The following is a 21889-nucleotide window of genomic DNA, read 5'->3' as shown; positions in this document are numbered from 1 at the left end:
GAGCCGTCAGAAGTTGAAGGTCACGCCCGCCAGAATCGAGCGCGGCGCGCCGGGACGGATGCCTTCCTGGATATCGGCGATGTACAGCTTGTCGGTCAGGTTGCGGCCCTGGATCCAGAGGGTGGTGTCCAGGCGTGTCGGCAGCTTGTAGCTGGCGCGTGCCGAGAGCAGGGTGTGGCTGGGCACGCGCCCGGCATCGTCCTCGTCGCCGCTGGCGGTGATCGGTCGGGTGTTTTCGATATCGGTATAAAAAGCGCCAAAGTGGCTGAGGGTGGTGCTCAGATGCCAACCGGCGGTGTGCTCCAGGCCCAGGGTCAGGCTGCCGTTGTAGCGCGGCACTTCCGGGACATCGTTGCCCTTGAGTGGGCCGTTGCTGAATTTCGCATTGGTGTAGTTCATCGCGACTTCGGCAAAGGCATTGAGCGGTGAGTCGTACCAGGCCCAGGAGTCGATTCGCGCGCCAAGATCCAGACCGTAGACCCGTGAGTCGGCGGCATTGACGAAGCGCGCATCACCGAATTCATCGACCTCTTTGCGGATCAGGGTGTCTTCGATGCGGTTGTAGAACAGCGCCATGTCGAGGCTGACACCCTTGAGGGCGCTGCTGCGCAGGCCGATCTGGCTGTTGATGCCGGTTTCCGGAGTCAGCGGGAATTCATCACTGCGAGCCGAGGCCGGGGCATAGCCGCGGTGGATGCCGGCGTAGACCTCGCTGTTGTCGAAGCCGCTGTAAAGCAGGCTGATGCCGGGCAGCAGCAGGCTGTTGCTGTCCTTCTTGGTCACGCCTTCGTCATCGTCACCAGGGCGGAAATTGGTCTTGTTGTACTGGTTGAACGTCTCGAAGCGCAGGCCGGGGGTGATGGCCCAGTCGCCGCGGCTGATGGTGTTCTGTGCGAAGGCGGAAATGGCTTCGGCATCGTAGGTCATCAGGCGGCCATCGCGGGTGTAGCCGTTTTCGCCGGCACGGGCATAGACCTCGCCACGATTGCCTTCCTTGAGTGCTTCGCCAGGACGGCCTACCGGACGGCGGTCGGCGAAGCGGTGCTTCTCGTAGCGAATGCCGGTCTGGATGCGATGATCAAGGCCAAGGGCGGAAATGCCGCCGATATCCAGCCGGCTGTCCAGGCCAAGGGTGTGGTAACGGCGATCACGACCTTCCATCACGCCGCCTTCGTCCGGTGCGGTGCCGCGGGTCTGGAAGCGCGGGCGATCCAGTTCGGTGGCGAAGACTTTCGAAGACAGGCGAACGTCGTCGCTGATCTGGTAGTTGTGGGTCAGGTCAAGCTTGTAGTAGTCCACCGAGATGTTGTTGTACTCGCGGCCTTCGTCCAGGCGTTTCTTGCCGCGTGGGTCTTCGCGGTACTGCTGCAGCGAGAGGTTGCTTTCATCGTAGCCCTGGCTGCGTTCGCGAAAATAGGTGGCCGAGGCGGCGAGCTGGTGGCTGTCGTTGAGCTGCAGCTCGAAGCCGCCGTAAAAGTCGTCGAATTCGTGTTCTTCCACGTCGAAGGTGCCGTCGGCCTCTTTGCCGGTGTAGCTGAAGACCATGCCCAGCGGGCCTTCCGTGCGGCGGTGACTGATGTGGCTCTGGCGCGTACTCTGGTTGCCGGCGGCCAGTTCAACACGGGTCTGTGGCTCGGCAGTTGGCCGCAGGTTGCGGAAGTTGATGATGCCGTGATTGTTCAGCGGACCATGAATGATCTGCCCGGCGCCCTTGAGCACCTCGACCTGTTCCAGGCGTTGCAGCGGCGGTGTGTAGTGGGCGCCGGAATCGAGATAGGCGCTGTTGTTGATGGGGGTGCCGTCCTCCAGCAGCAGCACCTTGCGTGAGCGCCGCGGTGGCGCGCCGCGCACGCCGATGCCCGAGCGCAGGCCGAGCACATCGTCATCGATGGTGCGCACGCCGGGGACGAAGTCGAAGGCGTCATGCAGGGTATAGGGCTTGTAGGTGTCGACGGTTTCCCTTGACAGCAGGTTGGCCGCGCCGGGTGTTCCCTGAATGCTTTCCGGAACCATGCTGCGCACGTCCAGGCTGGGCAGTTCCAGGGGGACAGGGTCCTGTTGGGCCAGTGCAATGGCAGGCATGCACATCATCAGAGAGAGCTGAAGAAGCGTCGGGTAAGGGCGGGAGCTCATAATTGTTATGTCCTTGGTGGGCAGCTTTTCGCGACCCATGGTCGATCAGCCGGCTAGGGCCGGGAACTGACCGATGGCTCCGTTGACTTAATACTTTTGTTGGGCTTCGTTGGTGAATGCCCGCGGGAATTTTTCCCGAAAAAGGCCGGGAATAATTCCCGAAGGGAGCGCGCAGCCCCGCTGAAACATCGATGCCTTCCATCTGTGGTAAACAGGTGGAAATCGACTCTTGACCCCTGTGGCGCTTGGTCTTATGGTTCGCGCCCGAACGTCCATGCTGGCAACGATCCATCCGGCTCAAGTACTGACGACGAGAGATCCTCCGTGATACTCGGCGACATGCCTTGGGAAGTAGGCGAACCAAAGTGGGGAAACTGATCAGGCGTTCTTGTCAGGGCTGATGCCCTCCATCCCTCATCCGACTTTTGTTTCCCGTTTTTTGGAGTCCCACGCATGACGGTCAAGATCGAAGACTATTACCCTCGCGCCACCTTCCAGAAGATGAAGGCATTTGCCGACCAGCACGAAACCCCCTTCGTGGTGATCGACACCGAAACCATCAGCAAGGCCTATGACGACCTGCGCGCCGGTTTCGAATTCGCCAGCGTGTACTACGCCGTCAAGGCCAACCCGGCGGTCGAGATCATCGATCTGCTGCGCGACAAGGGTTCGAGCTTCGATATCGCCTCGATCTATGAGCTGGACAAAGTAATGTCCCGCGGCGTTGGCCCGGAGCGCATCAGCTACGGCAACACCATCAAGAAAGCCAAGGACATCCGCTACTTCTACGACAAGGGTGTGCGCATGTTCGCCACCGACTCGGAAGCCGACCTGCGCAACATCGCCAAGGCCGCGCCGGGTTCGAAAGTCTATGTACGCATCCTCACCGAAGGCTCCACCACTGCGGACTGGCCGCTGTCGCGCAAGTTCGGCTGCCAGACCGACATGGCGATGGATCTCTTGATCCTCGCGCGTCAGCTGAAGCTGGAGCCCTACGGCATTTCCTTCCATGTCGGTTCGCAGCAGCGCGACATTTCCGTATGGGACGCCGCCATCGCCAAGGTCAAGGTGATCTTCGAGCGTCTGAAGGAAGAAGACGGCATCGAGCTGAAGATGATCAACATGGGTGGCGGTTTCCCCGCCAACTACATCACCCGCACCAACAGCCTTGAAACCTACGCCGAGGAAATCATCCGCTTCCTCAAGGAAGACTTCGGCGACGAGTTGCCGGAAATCATCCTCGAGCCGGGTCGCTCGCTGATCGCCAACGCCGGCATCCTCGTCAGTGAAGTGGTGCTGGTGGCACGCAAGTCGCGTACCGCAGTCGAGCGTTGGGTGTATGTCGATGTGGGCAAGTTCAGCGGCCTGATCGAAACCATGGACGAGTCCATCAAGTTTCCGATCTACGCCGAGAAGAAGGGTGAGGTCGAGGAAGTAGTGATCGCCGGTCCGACCTGCGACAGCGCCGACATCATGTACGAGAACTACAAGTACGGCCTGCCGCTGAACCTGGCCATTGGTGACCGCCTGTACTGGCTCTCCACCGGCGCCTACACCACCAGCTACAGCGCCGTCGAATTCAACGGCTTCCCGCCGCTGAAGGCTTACTACATCTAAGCCGTAGACGATGAACGAACGCCCCGCATTGCGGGGCGTTTTCGTTTCTGTGCTTCGTTCACCGAACCCCGGCGCGTAGCTCGTTGCGTCGCCGCGCGTAGGCCTCGACGATATCGGCAATCTGCGGCAGCGCAGCAGCTTGCAGGCTGGCGAGCGCAGTCTCGATGAACTTGAGATGGCCAAGCTCCAGCGCGCGACTCAGCCAATGCCGCGCCGCATCCCATTGCTGCTGGGTGAGCAGCACGGCGGCATGGCTGAACTGGCCGCGAAAGTCGCCGGCCTCGGCGGAACGTCGATACCAAGAGTGGGCCGCTGACACATCGAGCGATACGCCGAGGCCTTCCTCCAGGCAGCGGCCGGTGAGGTTCATCGATTTGGCATGGCCGAGTTCGGCGGCCTGGCGATATAGGCGATAGGCCGCAGCTTCATCCTGCGAAATGCCGCGGCCGGTGGCGAGCAGGTTGGCCAGGTTGTACATGCCCCAGTCCAGGCCCATTTCTGCTGCACGTCGGTAGAAATCGGCCGCTCGTGCAGGATTGGCAGGGGCGCCCCAGCCATGTTCGTGGCAGCGTCCGGCCATGTTGCAGGCCATGGCGTGGCCGCGATCGGCAGCGATGCTGAACCAGATCAGCGCGAGCGCAGGATCTGCCTCAATGCCACGGCCATCCAGGAGGATCTGGCCGAGCAGGGCTTGCGCTTCCAGCTCTCCGGCTGCGGCAGCAGCCAGTACCAGCCGTGCCGCACGCTGGGGTTGTTCAGCGAGGTGCCCGAGCTGTTCGGTGCCGAGCGTCTCCTCGCGCCGCAGAAGATAAGGCATCAGACCTCGACCCAGCGGCGCAGCAGGTTGTGATAGGTGCCGGTCAGTTGCACCAGGGATGGGTGCTCCGGCACATCGGCGGTCAGCTGCTGGATGGCCTGGTCCATCTCGTAGAGCAGCGTGCGCTGCGCATCCTCGCGAACCAGGCTCTGAATCCAGAAGAACGAAGCCAGCCGTGCGCCGCGGGTGACCGGCTCGACCTTGTGCAGGCTGGTGCTGGGGTAGAGCACCATGTCGCCGGCAGCGAACTTCACCCGCTGCGTGCCGTAGGTGTCGTGTATCACCAGCTCGCCGCCGTCGTACTCCTCGGAATCGCTGAAGAACAGCGTGGCGGACAGGTCGGTGCGCACGCGTTCGGCGCTGTTGCGTACCTGACGCACCGCATTGTCGATGTGATAGCCAAACTCGCCGCCGGCCGTGTAGCAGTTGAACAGGGGCGGAAAGACCTTGCTCGGCAGCGCGGCAGACATGAACTGCGGATGCTGCCAGAGCCGTTGCAGCATGGCTTCGGCAATCTCGCGGGCGAGTGGGTCGTCCTCCGCCAGCTGCAGATTGTATTTGGCCTTGGCCGACTGATAGCCGGCCGTGACCCGACCATCCTGCCAGTCGGCCTGTTCCAGCGCGGAGCGAATACGGTCGGTTTCTTCACGGGAAAACACATTGGCAATGCGTAGGAGCATGGATCACCGACAGGATGTGGAATTGGCGAATGATATTAGTTTGCATTTAGGTGTTTCAGAATGCGACAGAATGTATCAGAATGCCACCTGCTAATAATAGCAATTCGCAGTTGCATCAACTTCCAAGGATCCGCATTACATGTCGCGTCAGTCTCTAGAACTGGCCCAGCCACCTCGCGTGTTGGCTTCGGCTATCGGTGTCGCCCTTACCGCTTTCTCCGCTCCCTCCATGGCTCAGGTCGTGCCTGCAGCGTCATCGCCCAGCGAAGCGCCGGTTGCGCTCGATGAAGTGACGGTAATCGGTGAGCAGGAACAGGCCTACAAGGCCGATACATCCGCCTCGAAGAAATACACGGCACCGCTGCGCGAAACACCGAAGTCGGTCACCGTGATCACCGACCAGGTGATTCGCGACACCGGTTCGCTGACGTTGGTCGATGCGTTGCGCACCACTTCCGGTATCACCTTCGGTGCGGGCGAGGGCGGAAATCCGGCGGGCGACCGGCCGATCATCCGCGGCTTCAACGCCGAGAGCGACACCTTCATCGACGGCCTGCGTGACGTTGGCTCGCAAACCCGCGAGATCTTCAACGTCGAGAGCATCGAAGTGAGCAAGGGGCCGGGCTCAGCCTACACCGGTGCCGGCTCTACGGGCGGCAGCCTCAACCTGATCAGCAAGACCGCCAAGCAACGCGACTTCGGCGATGCCAGCGTCACCCTCGGTTCGGACCAGACGCGCCGCTATACGCTGGACGTCAACCGCGTGCTCGGTGACAGCGTCGCCGGCCGTCTGAACCTGATGAAGCACGAGGCCAACGTTGCCGGCCGCGATGGTGTGGATGTCAGTCGTTGGGGCGTGGCACCGACCATCACCTTCGGCTTCGATACGCCGACTCGGGCGACGCTGTCTTACTACCACCTGGAAACAGACGACATGCCGGACTACGGCATTCCGCTGACCGTGGCTAAGCCAGGCAATCCAGGTCGCGAGCCAGTGAGCGTGGATCGCGACAACTTCTACGGCCTTGAAAGCCGCGACTTCCGCGAGAGCACCACGGATGCCGGCACCATTCGGCTCGAGCACGACCTGAACGAGAACCTGACCGTCTCCAACACCACGCGTATCGCCCGCACCACCCTGGACTACATCGTCACCAACCCGGACGACTCGCGTGGCAACGTGCCCAATGGACTGGTTTCGCGCTCTGCCAAGAGCCGCAATTCCGGTACCCAGAGCTGGGTCAACCAGACCGATCTGACGGCGCGATTCGACACCGGCAGCATCGAGCACACCCTGGTGACCGGCGTGGAAATCAGCGATGTCGGCGTGCACAACCGACCCTACGTGGTCACTCCGGGCACCAGCGGCAACACCTGTTCGTCGGCGCACCTGGCTTCGGGCGACTGCACTAGCCTGTCCAACCCGAGCTCCAAGGATGCCTGGACCGGCAGCATCGCGCGCAGCGCGGCGACGACCGATACCGACACCGAAACGCTGGCGGCCTACGTCTTCGATACGCTGAAGTTCAACGAGCAGTGGTCGCTGAACATGGGCCTGCGCTACGACGACTACGAAACGGAGCAAAAGGCCGTCTCCACCGCCGGTGTCGTCACCCGGCCGGAGAACAAGAGCCACTTCTGGAACTACCAGTTGGGTCTGGTCTTCAATCCGCTGCCCAATGGCAGCATCTACGCGGCGTGGTCGACCTCCAGCAACCCGTCCGGCGAGACCGGTGGCGAAGGTTCCGATGCACTCAACGTGAATAACCAGGTCCTCGATCCGGAGCGCAACCGCAACTACGAGATCGGCACCAAGTGGGACTTCTTCGACGAGCGTCTCGGCCTGACCGCCGCGCTGTTCCGCACCGAGAAGACCAACGCGCGGGTGACCAACGCCAGCGGTTTCCAGGAAAGCATCGGTGAAACCCAGGTCGACGGCCTGGAACTGGGCGCGACCGGCCAGATCACCCGTAACTGGCAGGTGTTCGCCAGCTATACCTACCTGGACGCCGAACTGGTCAAGTCCGGTGCCGCCAACGTGGGCACCCGCGCGGCGCCGGTGTACGTGGAAGGGCTGTACGACGGTAACGAGGTGCCGAGCACGCCGAAGCACAGCTTCAGCTTCTGGAACACCTACAACCTCACCCAGGACCTGACCATCGGTGGCGGTGCGACCTACGTCGACTCCCGCTTCGGCGACACGACCAACAACATCGAGGTACCGGAACACTGGCGCTACGATGCGATGGCCGCCTATCGCGTGAGCAAGAATCTGGACCTGCAGCTGAACGTGCAGAATCTGACCGACAAGCGCTATTTCGATCAGGTCTACGGCAGCCACTATGCCCACGTCGCGGCCGGTCGTACTGCGTTACTGAGCACCAACTTCCACTTCTGATCCCGCTGTGAAAATGACAAAGGCCGCTCTTCGAAGCGGCCTTTGTCGTTATGGCGGACATCAATACAGGTCGCGGCGATAGCGTCCCTGCTCGCTCAGCTGTTCCAGCCGCGCCTGGCCGAGCAGACCGAGCAGGATCTGCTGCACTTCCTGCCCCATGCCTTCCAGGCTGCCGCAAACGTAGATCGCGGCGCCCTGGTCGATCCAGCGGCGCAGGTCGTCGGCCGCGTCCCGCAGGACTTGCTGCACATAGCGCTTCTCCGGCTGGTCACGAGAGAACGCCAGGTCCAGCCGCTCCAGCAGGCCGCTGTCGAGCCAATGCTGCAGTTCGTCTCGAAAGAAGAAGTCGTGGGCGGCGTTGCGTTCGCCGAACAGCAGCCAGCTGCGTGAGCCTTGGGGAGCGGCTGCGCGTTCGCGCAGGTGCGCGCGCAATCCGGCGATCCCGGTGCCGTTGCCGATCAGGATCAGCGGTGTATCGACCGAGGGCCCATGAAAACCGGGGTTGCTGCGGATGCGCAGGGCGATCCGCTCGCCAATCGCCGCGTGACGGCACAGCCAGCCGGAGCCGAGGCCGAGCGTGCCGTCCGGATGACGAGCTTCGCGCACCACCAGCTGCACGGCGCCGTCCGAGGGTATCGAGGCGATGGAGTATTCGCGGTGCGGCAAGGGCGGCAGGGCCAGCAAGGCGGGCAGGTCGAGCGTGCGCAACACGTCGAGGTCCGGCAGGCGTAGTCCGGCCAGCTGGCTTGCCAGACGCTGGCCATCGAGCCGCTGCTGCGGGTCGAGACCCAGCTGCTGCAGCAAGCGTTCCATGCGGGCCAGTTCGTGCTGCGGGCCGACCTCGACGATATCGCCGGCGCGCCAGCATTGCTGATCGTCGACTGGCACGAGCGTCAGATGCTGCACTGGCGCGCCGGCACTGCCGGGGTTGAGGCAGCGGCGCTCGGTGAGCTGCCAGTGCCGATAGGGCGCCGGCAGCCAGTCGCTGAAATCGCTGTTGCCACTTAAATGGGCCAGCTGCTGTTGCCAGTGACGCAGCACGCCGGGATCGGCTCGGTCAGCCTCCAGGCGATCGAACAGTGGCGTGGCGCCGCATTGGCGCATTCGTTCATCCAGACGCTGGCCGAACGCACAGAAATGGCGGTACTGGCGATCACCAAAGGCCAGCACGGCATACTCGAGGTCCTGCAGCTGCAGGTTTGCCGTGCTCAGGCGCCGCTCGAAACGCGCGCCGTCGTCCGGCGCCTCGCCTTCGCCATAGGTGCTGACGACGAACAGGATGCGCAGCGCTGGCAGCTGGCTCGGCTCCAGCGCATTCAGCGGCAGCAGCTGCACGTTCAGGCCAGCTTCGCGAAGCTGCTCAGCACTGCGCTCGGCATAGAGCCGGGCTTGCCCGCCCTGGCTGGCATAGGTCACCACAAGCGCCGAGGTCGCGTCGGTAGATGCTGCTTTGCGGGGTAACTGGCCATGCCAGCAATACAGCGACATGGCCAGATAGATGAGGACGACCACGGCAGCGCTGATCGCTCGCGGCGGCTGCCACCACAGCAGCAGCGCAGCGACCGCGAGACAGCCGAGCAGCGGCGACAAGCGCCGGACGGATTGGAAAGGTCTGGGCAAGAAGCGGACTCGTTGCGGGGAATGCGGTAGCGCGCTGCCTGAGCGTCAGTGCTCAGGCAGCGGGCTGGCGTCAGGGCGCCAGCACTTCCAGGGTTGCGCTGTAGCTGGCGCGGCGCTCGGTGGCCGGCTTGCTGACGCCCTTGTCGGTAGTGAGCTCGGCTTCCAGCCAGTACATGCCAGCTTCCGGCCAGGTGATGCTGGCCTTACCGGCCTTGTCGGTTTTCGTCCTGATCTCCCCCAGTTGGTCGCGGTAGCGGTTGCCGCCCGGGATCACGCTGATCTCGACATCCGCGGCCGGCTTGCCATCGAGCAGAAAGACGAACTCCGCCGCTTCGCCGGCGAACAGGTCGTTGGGGTGGGTGACGGGCTTGAGTTCCAGGCCCTGGCCGCTGGGCGCGAGTACGTCAGTGCTTGGCGCACCGGAGGTCACGAACACTTCCATGCGGTTGCTGGTCTGGCTGACCTTGAGACCTTCGGCCTTGGCCGGGACGTCCTTGGCGAAGCTTTCCGGGGTGCCCATCCAGCGGCGCATCTGGCCGTTCTCCTTCCAGCTGGCGAACAGGCCGTTGTTGGCGACCGCCAGCTTGTAGGTGCCCTTCTGGCTCAGCTGCACATCGAAGGTACTGCGGTAGCGGCCGATGGCGCCGTTCTGTACCGCGACCTTGGAGCCATCCGGGGCGATGACCTGCAGCTCCGGAACCGGCCGACCGCGCATGCCGGGCGGGCCACCTGCCGGCGCCTGGGCTGCCTCGCCGATACCCTTGAGGCGCATCGGCACGTGTTCGAAATAGAACAGGTCGTTGGAAACCGCGGCGTCGACGGTGATCCAAGGCTCTTCACCCGAGAGCACGGTGGCCGAAGGTAGCATCCAGGCGCGGTGGGCCTGGGCCGAAAGCGGCAGGCAGACGGCGAGGGCCAGGGCGGTCCATTTGATGACGGGTTTCATGGCGTGCTTCCTGTTCATGGGGTCAGCGTGAGATTGATGGCGCCCAGCTCACTCTTGCCCTGGGCTTGATGTTCGGCGTTCTGCTGGGGCGGCCAGCTGAATGGGACGCGCAGCAGCTCGCGGCCACCGACCTCACGGGCGGCTTCGACCACCACGCGGTACTCGCCGGCCTCCAGCGTTTTGAACGGCGCCTGCTTGTCAGAAAACTTCAGGCTGTGGCTGCCCACGGCACGGGTGGCGCCGCTGACGCCATCAACCGGCATTTCCAGGCTGCGGCCGCTACGGCGCCACCACTGACGCAGGTCCTTGAGCCACTTTTCACCTTCCTTGTCCTTGAGCTTGGTGTCGTACCACACCGCCAGATTGGCAACGTGGCTCTGGTCCGGGCGCTCGAGCCAGATGGCGACATAGGGGCGGTGGTACTCGGCGACATCCAGGCGGGGGATTTCCACGTCCAGCTGCAGGTCCGCCGCGTGTAGCGGGGCGCTAAGCAGGGCGAGGGGGAACAACAGGCGTTTACGCATGAGCAGTCCTTAATGAATGAAGAGCAGCGCCAGTAGCAGCGGAATCACCAGCCCCAGGCCAACCAGTGGCCAGGTGCCGGGGCGATTGCCGGCATGGCGTTGCAGGAGCAGCAGGCCGGTGAGGCTGAACACCACACAGGCAACGGCAAACAGATCGATGAACCAGCTCCAGGCTTCGCCGCTGTGGCGACCCTTGTGCAGGTCGTTGAAGTAGGCGATCCAGCCGCGATCGGTCGACTCGTATTCCAGCTCGCCGCTTTCCAGGCTCAGACTCAGCCAGGCATCGCCGCCAGGACGGGGCAGGGCGACGTAGAGTTCGCCATCGCTCCACTCGGCCTCACGCCCGGCCAGGCGAATGTCCAGCGTCTGCTCCAGCCACTCGCGCAGCTCGACGGGCAGACCCGACTCGGGCACTTCGGCTTGCAGTTTGGCGAGCACCGGCTCGGGGAGCTGCGCGGCGCGGCTTTGCACCTGCGGTTTGCTTTCGATTTGGCCGGCATGGTTGAGGGTGATGCCGGTGACCGCGAACAGCAGCATGCCAATCAGGCACAGCGCGGAGCTGATCCAGTGCCATTGGCGCAGAGTGCCGAGCCAGATATGCATGGTGGTCCTTGGCGTAAGGGAGGGTGGGCGAATTCTAGGGCGACTGACGCGGCGATGCTAAAGATTTACAAACAGCATACATTCGCGTTTTTCATGATCCGTATGGGCGAGAAACAACAGAGCCGGGATGATCCCGGCTCTGTTTTGTCGCCTTCAGGTCAGAAGGTCAGGTTGGCTGACAGCCACAGGCGGCGGCCTTCTTCCACGATACCGGTGGTGGCGGCGCCGGAGTGGCTGTAGTCGGTGCCGTAGGCCGTGCCGTTTGCGCTCCCGCCATTGGAGTAGGTGGTGTAGGCCTTGCCGTCGACGAAGTCCTTGTCGAAGAGGTTGTAGATCGTCGCGTTGAGCGTCAGGTTCTCCGTAGCCCGATACGACCCGCCCAGGTGAAACAGTGTGTATGCCTTGGCGTTCTTGCCCAGCGTGTCGTAGATCGACTGGCTGGTGGAGTAGCTGCCGTTGGCGTTAGCGAGATTCTCGTAGCTGGAGGTGAAGCGCGCGCGCTCGCCGCGGTACTCGCTCTTCAGCCACAGGCCCAGGCGGTCGGTGGTCTGCCAGTCGAGTTTGGCGTTGGCCAGGTGTTCGGGCGTGTTGGTCAGCGGCTCTCCCTGGTTATCGCCACTCTTCTGCTCGCTATCGGTGTAGGTGTAGTTGGCGCTCAGTTTCCAGGCTGGTGCGAACTGCCAGCTGCCAGCCAGCTCCAGGCCACGGGTTACCGCTTCGTCGACGTTGATCTGCTGCGAGCAAGTGCCATTGTTGTTGCCCGCGCACAGTGGGTCGGTGATCGGGTCGCCGCTGGCGATCTTGTCCTTGAACTTGTTGTGGAACAGCGTGGCGTTGGCGCTGAAGCCGGTCAGACTGTCGAAATAGGCACCGATCTCGGTACTGGTGGTCGTTTCGGGGTCTAGGTCCGGGTTACCGATGGTGATGATGGTGCCCTGGCCGGTTACGCCATTGATGCCGCCATGCAGGTCGTTCAGGTCCGGCGTCTTGTAGCCCTTGCTGATACCACCCTTGAGGGTCCAGTTGTCGGTGGTGTTCCAGACCAGGTAAGCCCGCGGGCTGACATGTCCACCAAAGGACTCGTGGTCGTCATAGCGGGCGCCCAGGGTCAGGGCCAGATCATCGCGCAGGCGCCACTCATCCTCGGCAAACAGTGCCCAGGTTTTCTGCTCGAATTCCGTCTGGGCGATGCCATCGGTCATTTCGGCCTTCCACCATTGGCCGCCTACGGTAGCGACGTGTGAGTCGCCGATGGGGGCAACGAGTTTGGTATCGAAGACCAGATTGGTGGTCTCCAGCTCGCGATCGTCCCCGCCGACCGCGCCGGGCACGGCGGTCGGCGCGCCGATGGTGCCGGGAATGGTTCGGCCGATGGTTTCGGTGGTGTTGTGCATCAGGCTGGAATCCAGCGTGCCGAAGCCGAGGCGACCGGTGTGGGTGAGGGCGATCTGTTCGCGCTCGAAGCGAAGCTCGTCGTCATAGCCGTTCGCGGCGGTGTCCGGTGCGGTACAAGCCCTGTTCAAGCCATCGAGGGTGCCGAGCTGGCATTCGTCGTTGTTGTATGCCTGCCGTCCACGCTCGATATCCAGCGCGAAGTCGTGGTCCTGGTGCGGGGTCAGAGCCAGGCGGGCGCCGATGTTCTGGTTGCGACCATCGACGGGCGAGGGGCCGCGCTTGCTGACATCAATGCCATTGCCGTAACTCAGATCCGACTCCTGGCGATCGAACAGGCTGCCGCGGACCTGCAGGCCGAGCAGACCGTCGATCAGCGGACCACTGGCGTAGACACTGGTGTTGCGGGTGTCGCCAAAGTCGCGATCTTGCTGATAGGTGTAATCCTGTGTCACCGAGCCGGTCCATTCCTTGCCCACCTTGCGGGTGATGATGTTGATTACCCCGCCCATGGCGTCGGAGCCGTAGAGCGTCGACATCGGGCCACGGATCACTTCGATGCGCTCGATGGCCGACAGCGGCGGCATGAAGCTGGTGGAGGTTTCGTTGAAGCCGTTTGGCGTGACATTGCCTGCGGCGTTCTGTCGACGGCCGTCGATGAGGATCAGGGTGTACTGGCTGGGCATGCCGCGAATGCTGATGTTGAGCCCGCCGGTCTTGCCGGTGCCCTGGCCGATATCGATGCCTTCCACGTCGCCCAGTGCCTGCGCCAGGTTGTTGTAGCGCTTCTGCTGCAGGTCTTCACGGCTGATGACGCTGATGCTGGCCGGTGCTTCGGTGATCTTCTGTTCGAAGCCGGAGGCGCTGACGACCGTGTCGTTGAGCGTGACAGGCGCGTTCTGGGCGAGAGCCGTCCAGCTGCAGCCGATCATGGCGCAGGACAGGGCGGTACGTGCGAAGGGGGTAGACATGCGGGCTCCTTGTAGCCGTCTCGTTGGCGCCCGCATGATAATCATTCGTAAACGAGAATTTAGAATCTACTGCGCTTATTTCTCATCTGGGTCGTCAAATCGGTTGCCAGCCCTTGCACAGCGCGGGCTGGCTATTTGTAAGCGAATATTTAGAAGTGGTCCGAACGGTCAGTTTCGGTCACGGCATCTGAACTTCGATGACGCCGTCGGCGTTGATCGTGACCTGGCGAGTGCCCGCTTCGATTTCAGGGATGGGTGCCGACTCCATCATGTCCATCTTCATCGCGCTGCTGCGCATGACAGGTTGAAATCCGCCGCCGTTGAGGTTGAGGCTCACCAGCTTGTAACCGCTGCCGCCGAGCGCTTCGGTCGCGAGTTGGGCGCGCGCCTGGAACGCGGCGACCGCCTCCTTGAGCAGGGCATCCTCGTTCTGCTTGCGGATCGGGTCGGAGACACTGAAATGCATGCTGCTCATCTTCAGGCTCTTCATCAGCTCGGCGGTCAGCTTCGACAGGCTGGCAAAGTTGCCGCTCTCCAGGCGCAGCTCGGCACGCTCCCGCCAGCCGGAGATCTGCTGGCCCTTGTCGTCATAGATTGGATAGCTGTTGCGGCTGCCCTGGCTGACGATCACATCCTTGCTCTGCCGAGCGGTCTGCAGCGCCTGGTTCAGCGCGCGGGTGGTCTCTGCCGCGAGCTGGGCGGGGTCGTTGTGTTGTGCTTCGCTGTAGAGCGTGACGTGCATGCGGTCATGGGCCACTTCGCTGCTGACCTCGGCGCGCAGGGCGACCTGGTTGTAGCGTGGTTCCTCGGCCATGGCGGGCAGGCTGACGAGGCTGGTGATCAGCGCCATGAGGGCTGCACTGCGGAAGAGAGTTGGCTGCATAACGGATCCTTGGCATGTGCACCTGCCGGTGCGATAGCGCAAGACTCTACCTGCGCCGGTGAATGTATGCAGCTGCCCGTGCGTCGAGTTGCCGCATTTCGGTTTGGCCGCCAGACGGCTTGGTTATACTCCGCCGAATTCTTGGAGACTCCATGTACACATCCGTCCCGCTGCTATCTGCCAGCCGGCAGAACCTTCGGCTTCTGACCCTTATTCGCATCGTGGTGCTGGCTGCACAGTCCGGCGCCGTGGGCGTGGCTTACGCGACGCAGATGCTGACGCTGCCTTGGCTGGCGCTGGGCATCACGCTGGCCGTGTCGGCGGTGCTCTGTCTGGGTACGGCACTGCGTTTGCGCGGCCCCTGGCCCGTCACCGAGCTGGAATACGCCGTGCATCTGGGCTGCGACCTGATGATCCACAGCGCGCTGCTGTACTACTCCGGCGGCTCGACCAATCCGTTCGTGTCCTACTACCTGGTGCCGCTGACCATCGCTGCGGCAACCCTGCCGTGGCTTTATTCCATCGTGCTTTCCGGCCTGGCGCTGCTGGGTTACACGCTGATGCTGGTCTGGTACGACCCGCTCACCCTGCCACCCTTCGAGCGGGCGACGCTGCAGGTTTACGGCATGTGGCTGAGTTTCGCGCTGGCGGCCGCGCTGATCACTTTCTTCGTCGCGCGCATGGCCGAACAGCTGCGCCGACAGGAACAGCAGCAGGCCCAGCGCCGCGAGGAGAGCATGCGTGACCAGCAACTGCTCGCCGTGGCCACCCAGGCCGCTGGCGCCGCTCATGAACTGGGCACGCCGCTGGCAACCATGAGCGTGCTGCTCAAGGAGTTGCGCCAGGAATACAAGGACCCGCAGCTGAGCGAGGATCTCGGCCTGCTGCAGTCGCAGGTCCAGCTGTGCAAGGAGAGCCTGCGTCAGCTGGTCCGCGCCGCCGAGGCGGACAGGCGCCAGGCGGTCGTCGAGCAGACCGCACGCGAATGGGTCGACTCGGTCCTGCAGCGCTGGCACCTGATGCGTCCAGAGGCAACATTCCGCTTCCAGTGCGTCGGTCTTGGCAGTGCGCCGAAGCTGATGCCGCCGGCGGACCTCAGCCAGTCGCTGCTCAACCTGTTGAACAACGCCACCGATGCCAGTCCCGAGGATCTGGAAATACGCCTGGACTGGGATCCGCAGTGGATCAAACTGACCATTCGTGACCACGGCGCCGGTGTTCCGCTGGCCATCGCCGAGCAGATCGGCAGACCCTTCATCACGACCAAGGGCAAGGGTTTCGGCCTTGGTCTATTTCTCAGTCAGGCCAGCGTCACGCGCGCCGGTGGCACGGTGAAGCTCTACAATCACGAAGAAGGTGGCACACTGACCGAACTGCGCCTACCGCATGGTTCGGTACGCGCCTGATCCTGATCGTGACCAATGCGAGGAATGCACAGATGACCGACGAGTTGCAGCAAGAGGGTGAAGAACAACCTCACCTGCTGTTGGTGGATGACGATCCGACGTTCACCCGGGTAATGGCGCGCGCCATGAGTCGCCGGGGCCTGCAGGTCAGCATTGCTGGTTCTGCCGAGGAGGGCCTGGCCCTGGCCAAGCAGGATATTCCTGACTACGCAGTGCTCGACCTTAAGATGGAAGGCGATTCGGGCCTGGTGCTGCTGCCCAAGTTGCTCGAGCTGGACCCCGAGATGCGGGTGTTGATCCTGACCGGTTACTCGAGCATCGCCACAGCGGTGGAAGCGATCAAGCGCGGCGCCTGCAATTACCTATGCAAGCCTGCCGATGCCGACGACGTGCTGGCGGCATTGTTGTCGCAGCATGCCGATCTCGACAGCCTGGTGCCGGAAAATCCCATGTCGGTCGATCGCCTGCAGTGGGAGCATATCCAGCGGGTGCTCAGTGAGCACGACGGCAATATCTCCGCTACCGCCCGTGCCCTGGGCATGCATCGACGGACCTTGCAGCGCAAGCTACAGAAACGTCCGGTGCGACGCTAACCGGCGTCATCGTCTCGCGGGGGCGGCGTTGTCATCACACGACGCCCGAGCCCTCGCGTAACGCATGCTTTATGCTTGCGAGCTTTGTAGTTGCAGGCGTCTTCCATGCTCCCCCTCGTACTGCAAACCCTGAGCGTCACTGCGCCGGTGTTTGCCATGTTGTTTCTCGGTGTCGCGCTCAAGCGCCTCGGCTGGATCGACGCTGCGTTCGTGTATACGGCTTCGGCGCTGGTGTTCAGGGGCACCATGCCGACGCTGCTGTTCATCTCCATCATCAAGGCCGATCTGACAGCGGCGCTGCAGCCGGCACTGCTGCTCTATTTCGTGCTCGCCACAATTGCGACATTCACCGTGGCCTGGGTCTGGGCCTTGTGGCGTTGCCCGGCATCCGATCGCGGCGTGTACGTGCAGGGCGCTTTTCGTGGCAACAACGGCATCGTCGGTCTGGCGCTGGCCAGCAGCCTCTACGGTGACTACGGCCTGTCGGTTGGCGGTGTGCTCGCCGGGGTGGTGATTCTGGTCTACAACAGCCTCTCGGCGATGGTGCTCGCCATCTACAGCCCGGATGGACAGGTCGGCCCGAAAGAAATTTTGCTCAGCATCCTGCGTAATCCGCTGATCATTGGTGTGGTCGCGGCCGTGCCCTTTGCCTATTGGCAGATTGACTTGCCGGGCTGGCTGATGACCTCGGGCCAGTACTTTGCGCAGATGACCTTGCCACTGGCGCTCATCTGCATCGGCGCCACGCTGTCATTGGATGCGTTGCGCAAGAGCAGCGGCAGTGCGCTCAGTTCGAGTCTGATGAAGATGGTCTGGCTGCCGGCACTCGCGACCCTGGGTGCTTGGGCCTACGGCTTTCGCGATGCGGAGCTGGGTATCCTGTTTCTCTACTTTGCCAGCCCAACGGCGGCAGCGAGTTTCGTCATGGCGCGCGCGGTCAATTCTAATCATCAGCTGGCCGCGACCATCATTGTCATCACGACGCTGATGGCAGCGCTGAGCATCAACGCCGGGCTGTTTCTGCTGGGCTGGCTGGGCTGGATCTAGTCGAGACCTTGGCTGCGATTCGCCGCGCCGTTCGTCGCCAATGCGGCTCTCAGCTTAAGAATCGCGGCGCGATGGTCGTAATCGGTCATCAGGCCTCAGAAAAAAAAGTGCGTTTGCGTCAAATTGCCCTGGACGTTCAACGGCTTGCCTGGCGAGGCGGCCGCTCCGTGTTCTAGGGAATCTCTCATGGCATTTTTCACACCTTCGAGCCGCTCGCTGACGCGTGACGACATACGCGTGGTGAACCTGCGGCGCCTTGCGGTTCCGGGTTTTGCGCTGTTGCTGGTGCTGAGTCTGGGAAGCTTTGCCGGCGGTGTCTGGCTTGGCAGCGATCTGCGCACGCCGAACCTGGCCACGCATCAGGGTGATGTACCCGTCGAGGATGAGGACCGCTTTGCCATCGCCCGCGTCGGCGAGGTGGTCGGCCGGTTGAAAACTCTCGAATCCGATCTGCTCGCCCTGCAGCAGATGATGGATCAACAGCGTGTTCTGCATGGCCAGCTGTCGGCGTTGGACCCGGCGCTGCTGCCCGTGCTGGTGCCGGCTCGCGCGGACGGCGCAGGGCAGGGCGGCGCGCTGTTGCCGCCTCGGGGTTGTTCGGGGGACCTGCAGGTCGATGCCGAGCGGCTGGGCCTTGCCGACCTGCAGCACAGCGAGACCTCGGCACGCTGCATGCGGGTGATGCTGGACGGGCTGATGCAACAAGTGGCCGAGCGCAACGCGGCGCTCATGGCGATTCCGTCACGGCGACCGGTAGGCGAGGCACGGCTGGGCTCGGCATTCGGCAATCGCGTCGACCCCTTCCGCAAGAAACTGGCGTTCCATTCCGGGGTGGACTTCGCATTGCGCAGCGGCTCCGACGTGGTCGCTGCGGCGGGAGGTCGGGTGCGCTTCGCCGGCTACCGAGGTGCCTACGGCAAACTGGTGGAGATCGACCATGGCAATCGCCTGGTCACGCGCTATGCCCACCTGTCGCGACTGGATGTTCGCCAGGGTGAGGTCGTCACGCCGGCACAGCGTATCGGTGCGGTGGGTTCGACAGGCCGATCCACTGGTCCTCATCTGCATTTCGAAGTGTTGCACAAGGGGCGCTTCGTCGACCCGCAGCGGTTCCTGGCCCTGGGTGATCTGGAGCGTGACAGCGATGGCCTGGCTGAGGACTAAACGCCCTTCCACGCGCGAGTTGCTACGCGCCGAGCACCGACTGCAAGCCGCGCGCAGCGCTCGCAGCGGACGTTGGCTGATCTTTGGACTGCTCTGTGTGATCGGCGCGCTGCTGTACCTGCGCAACCACGAGCAGGTGGCTCATGCACGACAGGTCGAGGCGCTGACGCAGGACAGCCAGGCACTCAGGGCCGCGCTTGGGCAGAGCCGGTTGAAGCGCCAGGAAATCCAGGCCACCGAAGAGCAATTGCTAAGGCGTATAGCCACTCTCTCAGCGCAGGTCGAGCGGCTGCAGACCGATCTGGCGTTCTTCCGTCAGCAGAAGAAGGCCCGTTAACTTTTTTGGAGTAGATGATGTTCAACAAGAAGAAGCCGGTACCCCGCGTCACCATCGATCAATTTTCCAGCCTGATCTCCGACAACCTGTCCCTGATCGGGGATGTGACCTTCGAGGAAGGATTGAAGGTTAGCGGTGAAGTGCGCGGCGATGTCTGCCACAAGCCGGGCACACACAGCCTGCTGGCCCTGAGCGCCGAGGGAAGAATTGAGGGCAACGTGAGCAGTTACGATGCGCTGATCGACGGCACCATCGTCGGCGATCTGGTGGTCGAGCATCTGCTCGAACTGCATTCCAACGCGCGCGTGCGCGGGAACATCCGCTATCGCCAGTTGAGCATGGAGAACGGCGCGGTGGTCGACGGGACCCTCAACCGCATGGGTGACGAAGAGGAGAGTGCCCAGGTGTTCGAGTTGCCGCGGCCTCAGGTGCGTGAGGGCTGAGTGAAGGCGGGCCAGCCAGGCCCGCCGGTGGTTTGTCCTGTTGTCAGCGCTGGGTTTTCCAGGCGCGGCCGGCGATGACCAGCAGCGTGATCGCGGTCAGCGGCAGTGCATAGCCCAGCATGGCGTCGCCAAAGGTTTCCGCGAACGGGCGGCCGGTACTGGTCAGCACCAGGTACAGGGTGTAAGCCACGTAATAGGCGACGAACAGGGCGCCTTCCCAGCGCTTGATGCAGTAGCCGGCGAAGAAAATCGGCAGGCAGGCTACCGCTACCGCGATCATCACCGGGAAATCAAAGGCTAGCGCGTTCGAAGACACACCGATCGCCTGCGGCGACACCAGCGAGGCCAGGCCGAGTACGCAGAGCAGGTTGAAGATGTTGCTGCCAACGATGTTGCCGACGGCGATATCGCGCTCGCCGCGAAAGGCCGCCATGATCGAGGTGGCCAGTTCTGGCAGTGAGGTGCCGATGGCGATCACGGTCAGGCCAATGACCAACTCCGATAGGCCGAGCGCCCGGGCCAGGGCCACGGCGCCCTCGACGAGGAAATTGGAGCCCACCACCAGCAACACCAGGCCTGCGATCACCAGGCCAGCGTTGATCAGCCCAGCATGCGGCTTGGCCGGCTCATCCAGGCCGAACTCCTTGGCAAACTCGTCGTCGACTTCCGCAGCTTTTTCGCGGCGACTGCTTATGATCAGGAACAGCGTGTAGACCACCACCGCGGTGAACAGCAGTGCACCGTCGATACGGCTGAGTTCTCCGTCCCAGGCTAGGCCGAAGGTCACGAGGCTGGCGCCGATCATGATCGGCACGTCCAGACGGATCAGTTGACGCGATACCACCAGTGGTGCGACCAGTGCGGTCATGCCGAGAATCAGCAGCACGTTGGCGATGTTGCTGCCCACGACGTTACCGATCGCGATGTCACCGCTGCCATTGAGTGCGGCCTGCACGCTGACGGCCGTCTCCGGCGCGCTGGTGCCGAAGGCGACCACGGTGAGGCCAATGACCAGTGGGGAGATGCCGAACTGGGCGGCGAGTTTGGCTGCACCTCGCACCAGGACCTCCGCGCCGGCAACGAGCAGCACCAGGCCGGCTATGAGGTAGACAAAGGTCATCAGGGTCACGATGGGGCGCTCCGCAAAAAATCCAGAAAGTGGGTGTTTCAGCGCTGGTGTTGCCAGGCGCGCAGGAAGATCACCAAAAGCGTGACGGCCGTCAAGGGGAACGCGAACCAGAGCATCGCGTCGCGCAGCAGCTCGATGGCACCCAGGCCGGTGGCGAACATCACCAGGTACAGGGTGTAGGCCAGGTAATAGGCGAAAAACATCAGACCTTCCCAGCGCCGTATGCAATACCCGGAAAAGAAAATCGGCAGGCAGGCGACGAACACGGCCAGCATTACCGGGAAGTCGAAGGACTGCGCATTGGGGGAAATGGACAGGCCTTCCGCGGCCACCGCGGCGCCGGCGCCGAGTACCAGCAGCAGGTTGAAGATGCAGCTGCCCACCACATTGCCGACAGCAATGTCGCGCTCCCCCTTGATGACCGCCAGCACCGAGGTCGCCAGCTCCGGCATCGAGGTGCCGACCGCAACCACCGTCAGGCCGATGACCAGCTCGGAAAGACCGAGCGCGCGCGCAAGGCCAACGGCACCTTCGATCAGCAGATTCGAGCCTCCCACCAGCAGCCCCAGGCCGAGCAGGATCAGCAGCAGCTGGAGCACCCAGGCATAAGGCTTGTCGCCAGCGTCCGGGCCGAACTCGGTGTCGAATTCATCGACGCCTGGTCCCGGCTTGTCCCGCTTGCTGGCGAGGACCAGAAACAGCGTGTAACCAATCAGGGCAACGAGCAGCAGGATACCGTCCAGTCGGCTGATGCTGCCGTTCCAGGCCAGTCCATAGCAGAGCAGGCCGGCGCCGATCATCACTGGCACATCGAGGCGGATCAGTTGCCGGGATACCACCAGCGGTGCGATCAGTGCGGAAATGCCGAGAATCAGCAGGATGTTCGCGATGTTGCTGCCGATCACGTTGCCTACTGCGATGTCACCGCTGCCATTCAGCGACGCCTGCACGCTGACGGCTGTTTCCGGGGCGCTGGTGCCGAAGGCCACCACCGTCAATCCGATGATCAGGGGCGGAATGCCGAAGCGGCTGGCCAGTTTGGCCGCGCCGCGTACCAGCGCTTCGGCACCGACGACGAGCAGTACCAGGCCGCTGATGAGGTAGCCAAAGGTAATCAGCGACATGCGGGCGCTCCCGTGGCTGAGGTAGCGCAGTCTGTGCTCTGTGACATCACTGCAGGTGCCTG

General features: G+C 63.0%; 19 protein-coding genes. 8 read left to right on the top strand and 11 right to left on the bottom strand.

What is annotated here, in order from left to right; translation table 11 throughout:
- Nucleotides 1–6: 6 nt before the first annotated feature.
- Nucleotides 7–2133: a TonB-dependent receptor family protein gene (locus LW136_RS17315; RefSeq protein WP_230355887.1), complete on the bottom strand. Its 2127-nt coding sequence runs from the start codon at nt 2131–2133 to the stop codon at nt 7–9.
- A gap of 453 nt (nt 2134–2586) precedes the next feature.
- Between LW136_RS17315 and LW136_RS17310 the strand changes: the two genes are divergently transcribed.
- Nucleotides 2587–3750, top strand: a complete 1164-nt coding sequence (locus tag LW136_RS17310; protein ID WP_003302224.1) for a type III PLP-dependent enzyme — start codon at nt 2587–2589, stop codon at nt 3748–3750.
- Between the two features lie 58 nt (nt 3751–3808).
- Here the strand turns inward: LW136_RS17310 and LW136_RS17305 are convergent, their stop codons facing one another.
- Entirely contained in the window at nt 3809–4567 is a 759-nt protein-coding gene (locus tag LW136_RS17305) for a tetratricopeptide repeat protein (RefSeq protein ID WP_230355883.1), read from the bottom strand.
- Nucleotides 4567–5247 carry a Fe2+-dependent dioxygenase gene (locus LW136_RS17300; protein ID WP_230355880.1) on the bottom strand — a complete coding sequence of 227 codons (681 nt, stop codon included), beginning with the start codon at nt 5245–5247 and terminating at the stop codon, nt 4567–4569. The genes LW136_RS17305 and LW136_RS17300 overlap by 1 nt, the downstream gene beginning before the upstream one ends.
- Before the next feature lie 139 nt (nt 5248–5386).
- Between LW136_RS17300 and LW136_RS17295 the strand changes: the two genes are divergently transcribed.
- Nucleotides 5387–7645, top strand: coding sequence for a TonB-dependent receptor (locus LW136_RS17295; protein ID WP_234173257.1), 2259 nt, complete (start codon nt 5387–5389; stop codon nt 7643–7645).
- A gap of 60 nt (nt 7646–7705) precedes the next feature.
- Here the strand turns inward: LW136_RS17295 and LW136_RS17290 are convergent, their stop codons facing one another.
- The 6 genes from LW136_RS17290 to LW136_RS17265 form a co-directional block, all read right to left on the bottom strand.
- Nucleotides 7706–9265 (bottom strand): sulfite reductase subunit alpha, encoded by a 1560-nt coding sequence (locus LW136_RS17290; RefSeq protein ID WP_234173255.1) that lies wholly within the window; start codon nt 9263–9265, stop codon nt 7706–7708.
- Nucleotides 9266–9335: 70 nt separating this feature from the next.
- Nucleotides 9336–10211, bottom strand: a complete 876-nt coding sequence (locus LW136_RS17285) for a DUF4198 domain-containing protein (RefSeq protein ID WP_090519285.1) — start codon at nt 10209–10211, stop codon at nt 9336–9338.
- 14 nt (nt 10212–10225) lie between these two features.
- On the bottom strand, nt 10226–10735 hold the full coding sequence (locus LW136_RS17280; protein ID WP_234173254.1) for a DUF2271 domain-containing protein: 510 nt from the start codon (nt 10733–10735) through the stop codon (nt 10226–10228).
- A gap of 9 nt (nt 10736–10744) precedes the next feature.
- The gene (locus LW136_RS17275) at nt 10745–11338 is read right to left on the bottom strand and encodes a PepSY-associated TM helix domain-containing protein (RefSeq protein ID WP_234173253.1); all 594 of its coding nucleotides are present in this window, start codon (nt 11336–11338) and stop codon (nt 10745–10747) included.
- Between the two features lie 158 nt (nt 11339–11496).
- Nucleotides 11497–13701, bottom strand: a complete 2205-nt coding sequence (locus LW136_RS17270; protein ID WP_234173251.1) for a TonB-dependent receptor domain-containing protein — start codon at nt 13699–13701, stop codon at nt 11497–11499.
- 178 nt (nt 13702–13879) lie between these two features.
- Nucleotides 13880–14584 carry an SIMPL domain-containing protein gene (locus LW136_RS17265; RefSeq protein ID WP_234173250.1) on the bottom strand — a complete coding sequence of 235 codons (705 nt, stop codon included), beginning with the start codon at nt 14582–14584 and terminating at the stop codon, nt 13880–13882.
- A gap of 152 nt (nt 14585–14736) precedes the next feature.
- On the opposite strand from LW136_RS17265, the gene LW136_RS17260 reads away from it, so the two are divergent.
- The 6 genes from LW136_RS17260 (at nt 14737) to LW136_RS17235 (ending at nt 19574) form a co-directional block, all read left to right on the top strand.
- Nucleotides 14737–15990 carry an ATP-binding protein gene (locus LW136_RS17260; RefSeq protein ID WP_003302234.1) on the top strand — a complete coding sequence of 418 codons (1254 nt, stop codon included), beginning with the start codon at nt 14737–14739 and terminating at the stop codon, nt 15988–15990.
- Between the two features lie 32 nt (nt 15991–16022).
- Complete coding sequence (locus LW136_RS17255) at nt 16023–16583, top strand: response regulator transcription factor (protein ID WP_014821408.1); 561 nt, start codon at nt 16023–16025, stop codon at nt 16581–16583.
- Between the two features lie 105 nt (nt 16584–16688).
- On the top strand, nt 16689–17630 hold the full coding sequence (locus LW136_RS17250) for an AEC family transporter (RefSeq protein ID WP_014821407.1): 942 nt from the start codon (nt 16689–16691) through the stop codon (nt 17628–17630).
- 186 nt (nt 17631–17816) lie between these two features.
- Complete coding sequence (locus tag LW136_RS17245) at nt 17817–18794, top strand: M23 family metallopeptidase (RefSeq protein WP_230355866.1); 978 nt, start codon at nt 17817–17819, stop codon at nt 18792–18794.
- On the top strand, nt 18775–19131 hold the full coding sequence (locus LW136_RS17240) for a hypothetical protein (protein ID WP_014821405.1): 357 nt from the start codon (nt 18775–18777) through the stop codon (nt 19129–19131). The genes LW136_RS17245 and LW136_RS17240 overlap by 20 nt, the downstream gene beginning before the upstream one ends.
- A gap of 17 nt (nt 19132–19148) precedes the next feature.
- Entirely contained in the window at nt 19149–19574 is a 426-nt protein-coding gene (locus LW136_RS17235; protein ID WP_023445929.1) for a bactofilin family protein, read from the top strand.
- A gap of 43 nt (nt 19575–19617) precedes the next feature.
- Here the strand turns inward: LW136_RS17235 and LW136_RS17230 are convergent, their stop codons facing one another.
- Together LW136_RS17230 and LW136_RS17225 are read right to left on the bottom strand one after the other, a co-directional pair.
- Nucleotides 19618–20703 carry a calcium/sodium antiporter gene (locus tag LW136_RS17230; RefSeq protein WP_014821403.1) on the bottom strand — a complete coding sequence of 362 codons (1086 nt, stop codon included), beginning with the start codon at nt 20701–20703 and terminating at the stop codon, nt 19618–19620.
- A gap of 38 nt (nt 20704–20741) precedes the next feature.
- Nucleotides 20742–21827, bottom strand: coding sequence for a calcium/sodium antiporter (locus LW136_RS17225; protein WP_014821402.1), 1086 nt, complete (start codon nt 21825–21827; stop codon nt 20742–20744).
- Nucleotides 21828–21889 lie beyond the last annotated feature (62 nt).

It is taken from the genome of Stutzerimonas kunmingensis (assembly GCF_021432085.1).
GTDB lineage: Bacteria > Pseudomonadota > Gammaproteobacteria > Pseudomonadales > Pseudomonadaceae > Stutzerimonas.
Note: the sequence above shows the minus strand (reverse complement) of the source record. Positions and strands in the feature narration are given on the sequence as shown.

Excerpts from the sequence above, each read along its gene's own strand:
- LW136_RS17315 (WP_230355887.1), bottom strand. The coding sequence starts at position 2,133 with ATGAGCTCCCGCCCTTACCCGACGCTTCTTCAGCTCTCTCTGATGATG.
- LW136_RS17310 (WP_003302224.1), top strand. The coding sequence starts at position 2,587 with ATGACGGTCAAGATCGAAGACTATTACCCTCGCGCCACCTTCCAGAAG.
- LW136_RS17305 (WP_230355883.1), bottom strand. The coding sequence starts at position 4,567 with ATGCCTTATCTTCTGCGGCGCGAGGAGACGCTCGGCACCGAACAGCTC.
- LW136_RS17300 (WP_230355880.1), bottom strand. The coding sequence starts at position 5,247 with ATGCTCCTACGCATTGCCAATGTGTTTTCCCGTGAAGAAACCGACCGT.
- LW136_RS17295 (WP_234173257.1), top strand. The coding sequence starts at position 5,387 with ATGTCGCGTCAGTCTCTAGAACTGGCCCAGCCACCTCGCGTGTTGGCT.
- LW136_RS17285 (WP_090519285.1), bottom strand. The coding sequence starts at position 10,211 with ATGAAACCCGTCATCAAATGGACCGCCCTGGCCCTCGCCGTCTGCCTG.
- LW136_RS17280 (WP_234173254.1), bottom strand. The coding sequence starts at position 10,735 with ATGCGTAAACGCCTGTTGTTCCCCCTCGCCCTGCTTAGCGCCCCGCTA.
- LW136_RS17275 (WP_234173253.1), bottom strand. The coding sequence starts at position 11,338 with ATGCATATCTGGCTCGGCACTCTGCGCCAATGGCACTGGATCAGCTCC.
- LW136_RS17270 (WP_234173251.1), bottom strand. The coding sequence starts at position 13,701 with ATGTCTACCCCCTTCGCACGTACCGCCCTGTCCTGCGCCATGATCGGC.
- LW136_RS17265 (WP_234173250.1), bottom strand. The coding sequence starts at position 14,584 with ATGCAGCCAACTCTCTTCCGCAGTGCAGCCCTCATGGCGCTGATCACC.
- LW136_RS17260 (WP_003302234.1), top strand. The coding sequence starts at position 14,737 with ATGTACACATCCGTCCCGCTGCTATCTGCCAGCCGGCAGAACCTTCGG.
- LW136_RS17255 (WP_014821408.1), top strand. The coding sequence starts at position 16,023 with ATGACCGACGAGTTGCAGCAAGAGGGTGAAGAACAACCTCACCTGCTG.
- LW136_RS17250 (WP_014821407.1), top strand. The coding sequence starts at position 16,689 with ATGCTCCCCCTCGTACTGCAAACCCTGAGCGTCACTGCGCCGGTGTTT.
- LW136_RS17245 (WP_230355866.1), top strand. The coding sequence starts at position 17,817 with ATGGCATTTTTCACACCTTCGAGCCGCTCGCTGACGCGTGACGACATA.
- LW136_RS17240 (WP_014821405.1), top strand. The coding sequence starts at position 18,775 with ATGGCCTGGCTGAGGACTAAACGCCCTTCCACGCGCGAGTTGCTACGC.
- LW136_RS17235 (WP_023445929.1), top strand. The coding sequence starts at position 19,149 with ATGTTCAACAAGAAGAAGCCGGTACCCCGCGTCACCATCGATCAATTT.
- LW136_RS17225 (WP_014821402.1), bottom strand. The coding sequence starts at position 21,827 with ATGTCGCTGATTACCTTTGGCTACCTCATCAGCGGCCTGGTACTGCTC.